General features: G+C 61.1%; 8 protein-coding genes and 1 pseudogene. 2 read left to right on the top strand and 7 right to left on the bottom strand.

Going from position 1 to position 14,691, the window contains the following annotated elements:
* Positions 1 to 59 precede the first annotated feature (59 nt).
* The 6 genes from tuf to rpoB all read right to left on the bottom strand — a co-directional run bounded on the left by tuf (position 60) and on the right by rpoB (position 12,378).
* Positions 60 to 1,250 carry an elongation factor Tu gene (gene tuf, locus AB4Z15_RS17700; RefSeq protein WP_223933983.1) on the bottom strand — a complete coding sequence of 397 codons (1,191 nt, stop codon included), beginning with the start codon at positions 1,248 to 1,250 and terminating at the stop codon, positions 60 to 62.
* A gap of 232 nt (positions 1,251 to 1,482) precedes the next feature.
* Positions 1,483 to 3,597: an elongation factor G gene (gene fusA, locus AB4Z15_RS17695; RefSeq protein WP_431115948.1), complete on the bottom strand. Its 2,115-nt coding sequence runs from the start codon at positions 3,595 to 3,597 to the stop codon at positions 1,483 to 1,485.
* A 69-nt stretch (positions 3,598 to 3,666) separates the two neighbouring features.
* Positions 3,667 to 4,137: a 30S ribosomal protein S7 gene (gene rpsG / locus AB4Z15_RS17690; RefSeq protein WP_003803829.1), complete on the bottom strand. Its 471-nt coding sequence runs from the start codon at positions 4,135 to 4,137 to the stop codon at positions 3,667 to 3,669.
* Position 4,138: 1 nt separating this feature from the next.
* Entirely contained in the window at positions 4,139 to 4,513 is a 375-nt protein-coding gene (rpsL, locus tag AB4Z15_RS17685) for a 30S ribosomal protein S12 (RefSeq protein WP_009358312.1), read from the bottom strand.
* A 354-nt stretch (positions 4,514 to 4,867) separates the two neighbouring features.
* Complete coding sequence (locus AB4Z15_RS17680) at positions 4,868 to 8,767, bottom strand: DNA-directed RNA polymerase subunit beta' (protein ID WP_431115949.1); 3,900 nt, start codon at positions 8,765 to 8,767, stop codon at positions 4,868 to 4,870.
* A 104-nt stretch (positions 8,768 to 8,871) separates the two neighbouring features.
* Positions 8,872 to 12,378, bottom strand: coding sequence for a DNA-directed RNA polymerase subunit beta (gene rpoB / locus AB4Z15_RS17675; protein WP_400278053.1), 3,507 nt, complete (start codon positions 12,376 to 12,378; stop codon positions 8,872 to 8,874).
* Between the two features lie 474 nt (positions 12,379 to 12,852).
* On the opposite strand from rpoB, the gene AB4Z15_RS17670 reads away from it, so the two are divergent.
* Positions 12,853 to 14,052 (top strand): acetyl-CoA C-acetyltransferase, encoded by a 1,200-nt coding sequence (locus AB4Z15_RS17670; protein ID WP_442018329.1) that lies wholly within the window; start codon positions 12,853 to 12,855, stop codon positions 14,050 to 14,052.
* Complete coding sequence (locus AB4Z15_RS17665; protein WP_442018328.1) at positions 14,052 to 14,546, top strand: aminoacyl-tRNA deacylase; 495 nt, start codon at positions 14,052 to 14,054, stop codon at positions 14,544 to 14,546. Before AB4Z15_RS17670 ends, AB4Z15_RS17665 begins: the two co-directional genes overlap by 1 nt.
* A gap of 27 nt (positions 14,547 to 14,573) precedes the next feature.
* Here the strand turns inward: AB4Z15_RS17665 and AB4Z15_RS17660 are convergent.
* Positions 14,574 to 14,691 (bottom strand): annotated as a pseudogene (locus AB4Z15_RS17660) (IS110 family transposase); the annotation flags it as partial.

The raw sequence follows: 14,691 nt of genomic DNA, 5'->3' as shown, positions 1-14,691 counted from the left end.
GGGTTCTTCTTTAGCTTGCTACCGACAATGCCGGAAGTTTGCGGATCTACAAGTAGAAACTACTTGATGATCTTGGTAACACGTCCCGAACCAACGGTGCGGCCGCCTTCGCGGATAGCGAAGCCGAGGCCCTCTTCCATAGCGATCGGCTGGATGAGCTCAACGGTCATCTCAGTGTTGTCGCCAGGCATAACCATTTCCGTGCCTTCCGGCAGGGTGATAACGCCGGTTACGTCCGTGGTACGGAAGTAGAACTGCGGGCGGTAGTTCGAGTAGAACGGGTTGTGACGTCCGCCTTCGTCCTTGGAAAGGATGTAGACGTTGGCCTCGAAGTCGGTGTGCGGGGTGATGGAACCCGGCTTGACGACAACCTGGCCACGCTCGACGTCGTCGCGCTTGAGACCGCGGAGCAGGAGGCCACAGTTCTCGCCGGCCCATGCTTCGTCGAGCTGCTTGTGGAACATCTCGATACCGGTAACCGTGGTCTTCTGGATCGGGCGGATGCCAACGATCTCGACCTCGGAGTTGATGGCGAGGGTTCCACGCTCGGCGCGGCCCGTAACAACGGTGCCACGACCGGTGATGGTGAAGACGTCTTCGATCGGCATCAGGAACGGCTTGTCGCGGTCACGTACGGGGTCCGGAACGGACTCGTCGACAGCTGCCATCAGGTCCTGGACGGACTTGACCCAAACCGGGTCGCCTTCCAGAGCCTTCAGACCGGAAACGCGAACAACCGGAGCTTCATCGCCATCGAAGCCCTGCGAGCTCAGGAGCTCACGAACTTCCATTTCGACGAGGTCGAGGAGTTCTTCGTCATCAACCATGTCCGACTTGTTCAGTGCGACCAGCAGGTAGGGAACACCAACCTGGCGGGCGAGCAGAACGTGCTCACGAGTCTGGGCCATCGGACCATCGGTTGCGGCAACCACGAGGATTGCGCCGTCCATCTGGGCAGCACCGGTGATCATGTTCTTGATGTAGTCAGCGTGACCGGGGGCGTCAACGTGTGCGTAGTGACGCTTCTCGGTCTGGTACTCCACGTGGGAGATGTTGATGGTAATACCGCGCTGGCGCTCTTCCGGAGCAGAGTCGATGGACGCGAAGTCGCGCTGCTCGTTGATGTCCGGGTACTGGTCGTACAGCACCTTGGAAATGGCGGCAGTCAGCGTCGTCTTACCGTGGTCAACGTGACCAATGGTGCCGATGTTGACGTGCGGCTTAGTCCGCTCGAACTTTGCCTTTGCCACAGGTTCCTCCTAGAACGATTTCAAGTGAAGTGCTCCTCGGCCGCGCTTTTCGCGGCAGAAACTTTAGCAAGTCTACTTGGGGGCTTGGTTTTGGTGAAATTGCAGATTCAGGAACCAATACTAGTTCCTAGAGCCTGTTCGCGCAGGGGGCCGGGCCGCGACTTTCGCCGCAGCCCCGCCACTCACGCTGAGATGCCTTCCCGGAACCGGAATTGCATCCGTTACCGGGAGATTACTCGCCGCGGGTTTTCTGGATGATCTCGTCGGCTACAGCCTTCGGGACCTCCGCGTAGCTGTTGAACGTCATGGAGTACACGGCACGACCCTGCGTCTTGGAACGGAGGTCGCCAATGTAACCGAACATGCCGGACAGCGGAACGTGTGCACGGATAACCTTCACACCTGCTGCGTCCTCCATGGACTGCATCTGGCCACGGCGGGCGTTCAGGTCACCAATAACATCACCCATGTATTCCTCAGGTGTGCGGACCTCAACATCCATCAGCGGTTCGAGCAGAACAGGGTTCGCCTTGCGTGCAGCTTCCTTGAAAGCCATACGGCCGGCGATCTTGAACGCCATTTCCGAGGAGTCAACATCGTGGGACGCGCCGTCGATCAGCGTGGCCTTGATGCCGACAACCGGGTAGCCGGCCAGGACGCCGTCGTTCAGTGCATCCTGGATACCAGCGTCAACGGACGGGATGTATTCGCGCGGAACGCGGCCACCGGTGACCTTGTTCTCGAACTCGTACAGCTCGCCGGAAGAGGTGTCCATCGGCTCGATCGCGATCTGGATCTTTGCGAACTGACCCGAACCACCGGTCTGCTTCTTGTGCGTGTAGTCGTGACGCTCTACAGCGCGCTTGATGGTTTCGCGGTAAGCAACCTGCGGCTTGCCAACGTTTGCCTCAACCTTGAATTCGCGGCGCATGCGGTCCACCAGGATGTCCAGGTGGAGCTCGCCCATGCCGGCGATGATGGTCTGGCCCGTGTCTTCGTTGAGGGAGACCTGGAAGGTCGGGTCCTCAGCGGAGAGCTTCTGGATGGCCGTGGAGAGCTTCTCCTGGTCACCCTTGGTGTTCGGCTCGATGGCAACCGAGATCACGGGCTCCGGGAAGCTCATGGACTCGAGGACGATCTGGTTGTTGGCATCACACAGGGTGTCACCCGTGGTGGTGTCCTTCAGACCGATGGCTGCGTAGATGTGGCCGGCAGTAGCGCCCTCAACGGGCATTTCCTTGTTGGCGTGCATCTGGAACAGCTTGCCGATACGTTCCTTCTTGCCCTTGGTGGAGTTGACCACCTGGGCGCCGGCCTCAACGTGACCGGAGTACACGCGGATGAAGGTCAGCTGACCGAAGAACGGGTGCGCCGCAATCTTGAAGGCGAGGGCCGAGAACGGCTCGTCAGCAGAGGGCTTGCGGGTGAGTTCCTTCTCTTCGTCGCGGGGATCGTGACCGATCATCGGCGGGACGTCGAGCGGGTTCGGCAGGAAGTCGACAACAGCGTCAAGCATGGGCTGTACGCCGCGGTTCTTGAAGGCAGAGCCACAGAACACCGGGTAGAGCTCGGAGTTGATGGTCATCTTGCGGATGCCGGCCTTCAGTTCCTCAAGGGTGAGTTCTTCACCTTCGAGGTACTTCTCCATGAGCTCTTCGGAGGCTTCGGCCACAGTCTCTACGAGCTGTGCACGGTACTCTTCAGCCTTGGCCTGGAGGTCCGCCGGAATTGCCTGCACTTCGTAGGAAGCGCCCATGGTGACGTCACCCTTTGCGTCGCCAGGCCAAACCAGGGCACGCATTTCGAGGAGGTCAACAACACCGATGAAGTCGTTCTCAGCGCCGATGGGCAGCTGCATGACCAGCGGCTTGGCACCGAGGCGGGAAATGATGGTGTCTACGGTGAAGTAGAAGTCAGCGCCCAGCTTGTCCATCTTGTTGACGAAGCAGATACGCGGAACGTTGTACTTGTCAGCCTGGCGCCATACAGTCTCGGACTGCGGCTCCACGCCTTCCTTGCCGTCGAACACTGCGACAGCACCGTCGAGGACGCGCAGGGAGCGCTCAACCTCAACCGTGAAGTCAACGTGGCCCGGGGTGTCGATGATGTTGATCTGGTTCTTGTCCCAGAAGCAAGTCACGGCGGCAGACGTGATGGTGATGCCGCGTTCCTTTTCCTGTTCCATCCAGTCGGTCGTCGAGGCGCCGTCGTGCGTCTCGCCGATCTTGTGGTTCACACCCGTGTAGAACAGGATGCGCTCGGTAGTGGTGGTCTTGCCGGCATCGATGTGGGCCATGATGCCGATATTGCGGACCTTGTTAAGGTCGGTAAGCACGTCCTGTGCCACGGGGTCTCCCTTTCGGATGGACTACACGTTCGCCGCCGGCTCGGTTGAGCCGACGGCGCCCGGGAGGATTTACCAGCGGTAGTGTGCGAAGGCCTTGTTGGACTCGGCCATCTTGTGGGTGTCTTCGCGACGCTTGACAGCGGCACCGAGACCGTTCGAGGCATCCAGGATTTCGTTCTGGAGGCGCTCGGTCATGGTCTTCTCGCGGCGGGCCTTGGAGTAGCCCACGAGCCAACGCAGGGCGAGGGCGGTGGAGCGACCCGGCTTGACCTCAACCGGAACCTGGTAGGTGGCGCCACCAACACGGCGTGAACGCACCTCGAGGGAAGGCTTGACGTTGTCCATGGCCTTCTTGAGGGCAGCAACGGGGTCGCCGCCGGACTTGGCACGTGCACCTTCGAGGGCACCGTAAACAATGCGCTCTGCGGTGGACTTCTTGCCGTCAACCAGAACCTTGTTGATCAGCTGAGTGACCAACGGGGAGCCGTAAACGGGATCGGAAACTAGCGGCCGCTTCGGGGCCGGACCCTTGCGAGGCATATTACTTCTTCTCCATCTTTGCGCCGTAACGGCTGCGGGCCTGCTTGCGGTTCTTGACACCCTGGGTGTCGAGTGCGCCGCGGACGATCTTGTAGCGGACACCCGGAAGGTCCTTCACACGACCACCACGGACGAGCACGATGGAGTGCTCCTGGAGGTTGTGGCCAACGCCGGGGATGTAAGCGGTAACTTCAACGCCACCGTTGAGGCGCACACGTGCCACCTTACGAAGAGCCGAGTTCGGCTTCTTGGGGGTGGTGGTGTAAACGCGGGTGCAAACACCGCGGCGCATCGGGCTGCCCTTCAGCGCGGGAGCCTTGGTCTTGGAGACCTTAGGCGTGCGGCCCTTGCGGACCAGCTGGTTAATCGTAGGCACTTTCGTGTTCTCCGTTGTTTGATCTCTGCCCCCACACACAGGCGCCAGCCAGTGTAAACGTGGGAACTTTGGCGTTGCTCATGCGGCCGGCCGAAACATCCGGTAGGCGTGCAAAAGTGCGGCATTCGTTGCGCATGTTGCCCGCAACCCGGAAACAGGCTCCACCCAGCACCATGAGAACAAAACCAAAATGATGCTGCGGCGGCCTTCATCCACTGCCACACAGAACAATTACCAAAATTCTAGCACGGCTTGATCTGAGGCCTTAATCGGGTGTATGGCGTTCCAATGACAGGACGGGCCCCGCACTCAAGAGTGCGGGGCCCGTCCTTCAGCCATTAACTACTGCTGGTTTCAGCGGAAGTCGTTGCCGAGATCGTAGTCATCCAGCGGGATGGCGTGGAACTCGGGAGCACCGTCGCCGCCCAGGGCGTCATAGGAGAAATCGGTGAAAGCGCTGGGGCCCGTGAACAGGCTTGCCTTTGCTTCCTCGGTCGGCTCAACCGTGACCTCCGTGTAACGGGGCAGGCCCGTTCCGGCCGGGATGAGCTTACCGATGATGACGTTCTCCTTGAGGCCGAGCAGAGGATCGCTCTTGCCTTCCATGGCCGCCTGCGTCAGGACGCGGGTGGTCTCCTGGAAGGAAGCGGCCGACAGCCAGGACTCGGTTGCCAGGGACGCCTTGGTGATACCCATGAGTTCCGGACGACCTGAAGCCGGGGACTTGCCCTCGGACACGACGCGGCGGTTCTCGTCTTCGAAGCGGGAGCGCTCTGCAAGCTCACCAGGGAGCAGGTCGGAGTCGCCGGATTCGATGACGGTCACGCGGCGCAGCATCTGGCGGACGATAACCTCGACGTGCTTGTCGTGGATACCAATACCCTGGCTGCGGTAAACGCCCTGGACCTCGTCCACAAGGAACTTCTGTGCGGCACGGGGACCCATGATGCGCAGAACCTGCTTCGGGTCCACCGGACCGTTGATCAGCTTCTGGCCGACGCTGACGTGCTCGCCATCCTCGATGAGGAGACGGGAACGGCGCAGCACCGGGTAGGCAATCTCTTCGGAACCATCGTCCGGAGTGATGACCAGGCGCATCTGGCGCTCGGACTCTTCGATGGTGATGCGGCCGGCTGCTTCAGCAATCGGTGCGACACCCTTCGGAGTACGGGCTTCGAAGAGCTCCTGGATACGGGGCAGACCCTGGGTGATGTCGTCGCCACCACCAGCAGAAACAGCACCACCGGTGTGGAACGTACGCATGGTCAGCTGGGTACCGGGCTCACCGATGGACTGTGCGGCGATGATGCCCACGGCCTCGCCGATGTCCACGGTCTTGCCCGTTGCCAGCGAACGGCCGTAGCAGAGTGCACAGGTGCCGACCTTGGACTCACAGGTGAGTACGGAGCGGACCTTGACTTCGGTGATACCTGCAGCCAGCAACTGGTCGATAACGACGTCGCCGCAGTCGGTTCCGCCGGCAGCCAGGACGTTGCCCTGGGCATCGACGACGTCGACAGCCAGCGTACGTGCGTAGGCGCTGTTCTCGACGTTCTCGTCCAGGACGAGCTCACCGTTGGAATCCGGCACGGCGATCGGCGTGAGCAGACCGCGCTCGGTACCGCAGTCCTCTTCGCGGACGATGACGTCCTGCGAAACGTCCACCAGACGACGGGTCAGGTAACCCGAGTTGGCGGTACGGAGAGCGGTATCGGCCAGACCCTTACGGGCACCGTGCGTGGCGATGAAGTATTCCAAGACCGACAGGCCCTCGCGGTAGGAGGACTTGATCGGGCGAGGGATGATCTCACCCTTCGGGTTGGCCACAAGACCACGGATACCCGCGATCTGGCGAACCTGCATCCAGTTACCACGTGCACCGGAGGACACCATGCGGTTGATGGTGTTCATCGGGGACAGGCTGTCACGCATCGCCTGGGCGATCTCGTTGGTGGCCTTGTTCCAGATCTCGATCAGTTCCTGGCGACGCTCGTCGTCGTCGATCAGGCCCTTGTCGTACTGACCCTGGATCTTGGCAGCCATGTTCTCGTAACCAGCCAGGATGGCGGGCTTGGAGGTAGGCACCTCGATGTCGGAGATAGCCACGGTGACGCCCGAGCGGGTTGCCCAGTAGAAACCGGCATCCTTCAGGTTGTCCAGCGTGGCAGCCGTGACAACCTTCGGGTAACGCTCGGCGAGGTCGTTGACGATCCGGGACAGTTCGCCCTTGTCGGCAACAGCCTCAACCCACGGGTAATCCTCGGGCAGCGTCTGGTTGAAGATGACCTGGCCCAGGGAGGTCTGGACGAGGGCCGTCTGACCCGGCTCCCAACCTTCCGGAGCTTCCCAACCGGCATAAGGCACGAAGTTGTCCAGACGGATCTTGACCTGGGAGTTCAGGTGCAGATCACGGGCGTCGTACGCCATGATGGCTTCCGAAACCGAGGAGAAGATGCGGCCTTCGCCGGCAGAGCCGACGCGCTTGGTGGTCAGGTGGTACAGGCCGATGATCATATCCTGCGAAGGCAGGGTAACCGGGCGGCCATCGGACGGCTTCAGGATGTTGTTCGAGGACAGCATCAGGATGCGGGCTTCAGCCTGGGCTTCCGGGCTCAGCGGCAGGTGAACTGCCATCTGGTCGCCGTCGAAGTCAGCATTGAAGGCGCCACAAACCAGCGGGTGAAGCTGGATTGCCTTGCCTTCCACAAGCTGCGGTTCGAAGGCCTGGATGCCAAGGCGGTGAAGGGTAGGTGCACGGTTGAGCAGCACCGGGTGTTCGGTGATGATCTCTTCCAGCACGTCCCAAACCTGCGGACGGTAACGCTCGACCATGCGCTTCGCCGACTTGATGTTCTGTGCGTGGTTGAGGTCAACCAGGCGCTTCATCACGAACGGCTTGAAGAGCTCCAAGGCCATCTGCTTGGGCAGACCACACTGGTGCAGCTTCAGCTGCGGGCCAACGACGATGACCGAACGGCCGGAGTAGTCAACGCGCTTGCCGAGGAGGTTCTGGCGGAAACGACCCTGCTTGCCCTTGAGCATGTCGCTCAGGGACTTCAGGGGACGGTTGCCCGGACCCGTAACGGGGCGGCCACGACGACCGTTGTCGAAGAGGCTGTCAACAGCTTCCTGAAGCATGCGCTTCTCGTTGTTGACGATGATCTCCGGAGCACCGAGGTCAAGCAGTCGCTTGAGTCGGTTGTTGCGGTTGATCACACGGCGGTAGAGGTCGTTGAGGTCAGAGGTCGCGAAGCGGCCACCGTCCAACTGGACCATCGGGCGCAGTTCCGGCGGGATCACCGGGACAGCGTCCAGAACCATGCCGAGCGGGCTGTTGTTGGTGGTCAGGAATGCGTTGACAACCTTCAGGCGCTTCAGGGCACGCGTCTTGCGCTGGCCCTTGCCGTTCTGGATGGTGTCGCGCAGGGACTCAGCCTCAGCCTGCATGTCAAAGGTCTCAAGACGCTTCTTGATCGCCTCGGCACCCATGGAGCCTTCGAAGTACATGCCGTAGCGGTCACGCAGTTCGCGGTACAGGCCCTCGTCGCCCTCAAGGTCAGCGACCTTGAGGTTCTTGAAGCGGTCCCAGACCTGCTCAAGGCGCTCGATATCGGCGTCGGCACGCTTGCGGACGTTCGCCATCTGGCGGTCTGCGGAGTCGCGGGCCTTCTTCTTGTCGGCAGCCTTGGCGCCTTCACCTTCAAGACGGGCAAGCTCGTCTTCAAGGTCGCGGGCGATCGTGGCGATGTCGCTGTCGCGGTTGTCCACCAACTGCTTCTTCTCGAGGTCGTGCTCGACCTGGAGGTTCGGCAGTTCAGCGTGGCGGTTTTCCGTGTCAACGCTGGTGATCATGTAGGCAGCGAAGTAGATGACCTTCTCAAGGTCCTTCGGAGCCAGGTCCAAGAGGTAGCCCAAGCGCGAGGGAACGCCCTTGAAGTACCAGATGTGGGTTACAGGCGCAGCCAGTTCGATGTGGCCCATGCGCTCACGACGTACCTTGGCGCGGGTGACTTCAACGCCACAACGCTCACAGATGATGCCCTTGAAGCGGACGCGCTTGTACTTGCCGCAGTAGCATTCCCAGTCGCGGGAAGGACCGAAGATCTTCTCGCAGAAAAGACCGTCCTTCTCAGGCTTGAGGGTGCGGTAGTTGATGGTTTCCGGCTTCTTGACCTCACCGTAAGACCAGCCACGGATGTCTTCCGCGGTGGCGAGGCCGATCTGCATGAGGCCGAAGGAGGATTCGCTGGACATATGGTCCCTGTTCTCTCTTGTTCTCTAAATTCTGAAGTCTTGGTTACGGGAAGAGGGAGCTGTTCCGGTGGACAGTGACATACTGCTGCCCACCGGAACGGCTGCTAAACCTCTTCTACGGAACTGGGCTCTGCACGAGACAGATCGATGCCCAGTTCTTCCGCAGCCGTGAAGACTGCGTCATCAGAGTCACGCATTTCGATCGTGGTTCCGTCGGTGGAAAGAACTTCCACGTTCAGGCACAACGACTGCATTTCCTTGATCAAGACCTTGAAGGACTCGGGAACGCCAGGCTCAGGGATGTTCTCGCCCTTGACGATGGCTTCGTAGACCTTCACACGACCGTGGATATCATCCGACTTGATCGTCAACAGTTCCTGAAGGGTGTAAGCGGCGCCATAAGCTTCGAGCGCCCACACTTCCATTTCACCGAAGCGCTGGCCACCGAACTGAGCCTTACCACCCAGCGGCTGCTGCGTGATCATGGAGTACGGGCCGGTGGAACGCGCGTGGATCTTGTCGTCCACCAGGTGGTGGAGCTTCAGGATGTACATGTAACCGACGGAGATCGGGTCCGGGAACGGCTCGCCGGAGCGGCCGTCGAACAGACGGGTCTTGCCGGAGGAATCGATCAGGCGGTCGCCGTCGCGAGTCACGTTGGTGGAGTCAAGCAGGCCCGTGATTTCTTCTTCGCGGGCGCCATCGAACACCGGCGTGGCAACGGTGGTCTGGCCGGTTTCACGGGGCAGGTTGGGCAGGTTCTTGACCCACTCCGGCTCGCCTTCGATCTTCCAACCGGTCTTGGCAACCCAACCGAGGTGGGTTTCAAGGACCTGGCCAACGTTCATACGACCCGGAACACCAAGCGGGTTCAGGACGATGTCCACCGGGGTACCGTCTGCAAGGAAGGGCATGTCCTCGATCGGAAGGATCTTGGAGATAACACCCTTGTTGCCGTGACGGCCGGCGAGCTTGTCGCCGTCGGTGATCTTGCGCTTGGCTGCAACGTAGACGCGGACCAGCTGGTTCACGCCCGGGGGCAGTTCGTCGTCGTTGTCGCGGTCGAAGACGCGGACGCCGATGACTGTACCGGACTCGCCGTGGGGAACCTTCAGGGAGGTGTCGCGGACTTCGCGGGACTTCTCACCGAAGATAGCGCGGAGAAGACGCTCTTCCGGAGTCAGTTCGGTTTCACCCTTGGGTGTGACCTTTCCGACCAGGATGTCTCCGGCTTCAACCTCGGCACCAATGTGGATGATGCCGCGCTCGTCCAGGCCTGCAAGGACTTCCTCGGACACGTTGGGGATGTCACGGGTGATTTCCTCGGCACCAAGCTTGGTGTCGCGGGCATCAATTTCGTGCTCCTCGATGTGGATGGAGGAAAGAACGTCCTCAGCAACAATGCGCTGGGACAGGATGATGGCGTCCTCGAAGTTGTGGCCTTCCCATGACATGAATGCCACGAGCAGGTTCTTACCGAGGGCGAGTTCACCCTGGTCCGTTGCAGGACCGTCGGCGATGATGCCACCGACTTCCAGGCGCTGGCCTTCGTTGACCAGGACGCGGTGGTTGTAGCAGTTGCCCTGGTTGGAACGGGCGAACTTGTTGATGCGGTAGTTGGTCTCCGTGCCGTCGTCGTTGATCATGACAACGAGCTCAGCGGAAACTTCGGTGACCACACCTGCCTTCTTCGCGATGACAACGTCACCGGCGTCGACGGCTGCTGCGCGCTCCATGCCGGTACCCACGAAAGGAGCCTCGGAACGGACCAGCGGCACAGCCTGGCGCTGCATGTTGGCACCCATGAGTGCACGGTTGGCATCGTCATGCTCGAGGAACGGGATCAGTGCGGTTGCCACGGACACCATCTGGCGCGGGGAAACGTCCATGAACTGGACTTCTCCGGCGGGAACCAGAACAGGCTCGCCTCCACCACCACGGGCACGGACAAGGACGGTCTCTTCCGAGAACTTCTTGTCAGCGTCCAGGGGAGCGTTGGCCTGTGCGATCAGGACCTCTGCTTCGTCGTCGGCCGTGAGGTACTGGACCTCGTCGGATACGACACCTTCGGAAACCAGGCGGTACGGCGTCTCGATGAAGCCGAACGGGTTGATGCGTCCGTAGGAAGCCAGCGAACCGATCAGACCAATGTTCGGGCCTTCAGGGGTTTCGATGGGGCACATACGTCCGTAGTGGGACGGGTGAACGTCTCGGACTTCCATGCCTGCGCGGTCACGGGAAAGACCACCCGGGCCAAGAGCCGACAGGCGGCGCTTGTGGGTCAGACCCGAAAGCGGGTTGTTCTGGTCCATGAACTGCGACAGCTGGGAAGTTCCGAAGAACTCCTTGATGGCAGCGACAACCGGGCGGATGTTGATCAGGGTCTGCGGCGTGATGGCCTCGACGTCCTGCGTGGTCATGCGTTCGCGAACAACACGCTCCATGCGGGAAAGGCCGGTGCGGACCTGGTTCTCGATCAGTTCGCCAACGGCGCGGATGCGACGGTTGCCGAAGTGGTCGATGTCATCGATTTCGACGCGGAGCTCGTGGTCTTCGCCATCGCGCTTGCCCATGAGGGTCTTCTCGCCGGCGTGCAGCGCAACGAGGAACTTGATCATGGCGACGATGTCTTCAACGTGCAGGACCGAAGCTTCCTTGTCACCAAGGGAGCGGTCGATGCCGAGCTTGCGGTTGATCTTGTAACGGCCAACCTTGGCGAGGTCATAACGCTTTGCGTTGAAGTACAGGTTGTCCAGCAGGGACTGGGCAGCCTCGACAGTGGGCGGCTCGCCCGGACGCAGCTTGCGGTAGATGTCCAGAAGCGCGTCTTCGCGGGTTTCAGTGGCGTCCTTCTCCAGCGTTGCACGCATGGAGTCGTACTGGCCGAACTCTTCCAGGATCTGGCCTTCGGTCCAGCCGAGGGCCTTCAGCAGAACGGTGACCGACTGCTTGCGCTTGCGGTCGAGGCGAACGCCGACCTGGTCGCGCTTGTCGATTTCGAGTTCGAACCATGCACCGCGGGACGGGATGATCTTCGCAGTGAAGATGTCCTTGTCACTGGTCTTGTCCGCGGTGCGCTCGAAGTAGGCGCCCGGCGAACGGACCAGCTGGGAGACAACGACACGCTCGGTGCCGTTGACGACGAACGTTCCCTTTTCAGTCATGAGGGGGAAGTCGCCCATGAACACGGTCTGCTGCTTGATTTCGCCCGTGTTGTTGTTCATGAACTCGGCCTTGACATACAGCGGTGCCGAGTACGTGGCGTCACGGTCTTTGCATTCGGCCATGGTGTACTTCGGATCAGCGAACTCCGGCTCGGAGAAGCTCAGGGACATAGTGCCCTGGAAGTCCTCGATGGGGGAGATCTCTTCGAAGATGTCGGCAAGTCCGGAGGTGGTGGCGACGCTGAGGTCGCCCTCCTCGACAGCCTTCGCTACCCGCGCCTGCCAGCGTTCGTTTCCGACGAGCCAGTCAAAGCTGTCGGTCTGCAGGGCGAGAAGATTCGGAACATCAAGGGGTTCGTGAATCTTTGCGAATGAGAGGCGGCGAGTGGCACCATCGGTGCTTGCCGTGTTAGCGGTTTCGTTATTAGAGGTGCTCGAGGCGACCAAGAGGGATCCTTCCACAGACCTTCAGGCGTTTTCAGATCTCCCCCGTTTGCATGATGCAGAGTTCTCCGCATCATACTTATTCCGGTTCCGCTATATGACCCGGACCCAGCCTGCGCATGACAGTGCACGTATTGAACGGCACGTCAATGTCGCAGCTGAGAGGTAAAGCCCACCGCTATATGAAGGCTGAAGGTTAACAGGGAAGACGCAAATATCTACAATACGGCAAAGTAGCCTTCCTGTCTACCCCAGATTCTCCGCGAATGCAAGCACTGTTGCCGCAGGCACCTATGCGTAGTCCATGGACGTTGTCCGGAGCATCTGCCGGAAGGAGGCACCAAGCCCGTTGTGAAATCTCCTGCCGTGGAATCTCCTGCTGTGGAATCTACCGACGGATACAAGCGTTGGAAAGGATAGGCTGACGCACGCCGCACGATAGCCTTGGCTACACCACCACGGATCGGAAGAGAGACCATGAACAACTCCGCTGACGACAATGACGTTGTCATCCTTGCTGCTTCCCGTACCCCACAGGGTCGGCTCAATGGGCAGCTGGCCGGATTCACCGCCGTCGACCTTGGCGCGCATGCCATCAGCGCCGCACTGGGGGCCAGCGGCGTAAAAGCCGAACAAGTGGACGCCGTCATCATGGGACAGGTGCTGCAAGCGGGCGCCGGCCAGAATCCTGCACGACAGAGTGCCATAGCGGCAGGTGTGGGCTGGAACATCCCTGCCGTCACCATCAACAAGGTTTGCCTCTCCGGCCTCACGGCTGTCATTGATGCCGCCCGGATGATCCGCAGCGGGGACGCCACTGTGGTTGTGGCCGGTGGCCAGGAATCCATGACACGCGCCCCACACCTGCTCCCCGGCTCCCGGCAGGGCTGGACCTACGGCGCAATCCAGGCGTTGGACGTTGCCGCACATGATGGACTCACGGATGCGTTCGACGGCCAGTCAATGGGCTTGTCCACGGAAACCAAGAACGTAACGCTCGGCATTGACCGCCGCGCGCAGGACGAGGTTGCTGCCGCTTCCCACCAGCGCGCGGCTGCCGCGATGGCTGACGGAATCTTCGACGTCGAAATCGCTCCCGTGAGCGTGAAGCAGCGGAAGGGGGACCCCGTGGTCCTCACCTCGGACGAGGGCGTTCGTCCGAACACGACTGTGGAAACCCTTGCCCCTTTGAAGGCCGCCTTCGCTACGGACGGCACCATTACCGCTGGCAACTCCTCTCCCCTGTCCGACGGCGCCTCCGCACTCGTGCTGACAAGTCGCCGCTTTGCCAAGGACAACGGCCTGGAATACCTTGCGGTCGTGGGCAAGCCTGGACAGGTGGCCGGCCCGGACAACTCACTGCACTCCCAGCCGTCCAACGCCATTTCGCAAGCATTGAAGCGGGCTGGATGGACTGCCGAGGACCTGGACTTCATCGAAATCAATGAGGCCTTTGGCTCTGTGGCCGTCCAATCATTGAAGGACCTGAGCTACCCACTGGAGAAGTGCAACATCCACGGCGGCGCAATCGCCCTCGGACACCCGATCGGCGCTTCCGGCGCCCGGCTGGCCCTGCACGCGGCCCACGAACTCAAGCGCAGGGGAACAGGCAAGGCTGCCGTGTCCCTTTGTGGCGGCGGCGGCCAGGGCGAAGCTCTCCTGCTGTACCGCGACTGATGGCTGACTCATTGCTTGGGCCGGGAATGAACGGGGCCGAACGGTTCCTGTCCGACGCCGCCGCGCGCGGACTGGACGTGGACGTCGTCGAGCGCCCTGCTGCCCGAAGCCTCGAGGAGGCGGCAGGCATCCTGGGGATCAGTCCCGGGGACATCGTGAAGTCGCTCGTGGTCAAGCATCGCGACGGTAGCTTCCTCTTCGCGCTGATCCCCGGCGACCGGCAGATCTCCTGGCCTAAGCTGCGGGCGTTGGTGGGCGTGAACAAGCTCTCGCTGCCGCACGCCGACGTCGCCCTTGCCGCAACCGGCTATGAGCGCGGGACCATCACTCCCCTGGGAAGTACCACGCCCTGGCCGGTTTACGCGGATGCCACCATCACCGGACGCCGCATCTCCATGGGTGCCGGAGCCCATGGCAGGAGTGCCTTCGTGGATGCGGATGAACTCACGGCTGCACTCGGAGCAATCGTGGCCGACATCAGCGAACCCCACTAAAGCAACGCGGGGATCCTTCTATGGTTGTCAAGCGTGGCAAGGGCCGGGGTTTGGGGCGTTGAGGGTTCGGTAGATCCGCCGGGCGAGGTAGCGTTTCACGCACCGGCGGATCTCCTTTGTGGTTCGTCCCTCGGCTTGGCGTTTG

Source organism: Paenarthrobacter sp. 2TAF44, assembly GCF_052114885.1.
Lineage (GTDB): Bacteria > Actinomycetota > Actinomycetes > Actinomycetales > Micrococcaceae > Arthrobacter.
This window is presented reverse-complemented; position numbering and strand designations above follow the sequence as displayed.

Coding starts and splice junctions, on each gene's coding strand:
- rpsG (WP_003803829.1), bottom strand. CDS start 4,137: ATGCCTCGCAAGGGTCCGGCCCCGAAGCGGCCGCTAGTTTCCGATCCC.
- AB4Z15_RS17665 (WP_442018328.1), top strand. CDS start 14,052: ATGGCTGACTCATTGCTTGGGCCGGGAATGAACGGGGCCGAACGGTTC.
- AB4Z15_RS17670 (WP_442018329.1), top strand. CDS start 12,853: ATGAACAACTCCGCTGACGACAATGACGTTGTCATCCTTGCTGCTTCC.
- AB4Z15_RS17680 (WP_431115949.1), bottom strand. CDS start 8,767: ATGTCCAGCGAATCCTCCTTCGGCCTCATGCAGATCGGCCTCGCCACC.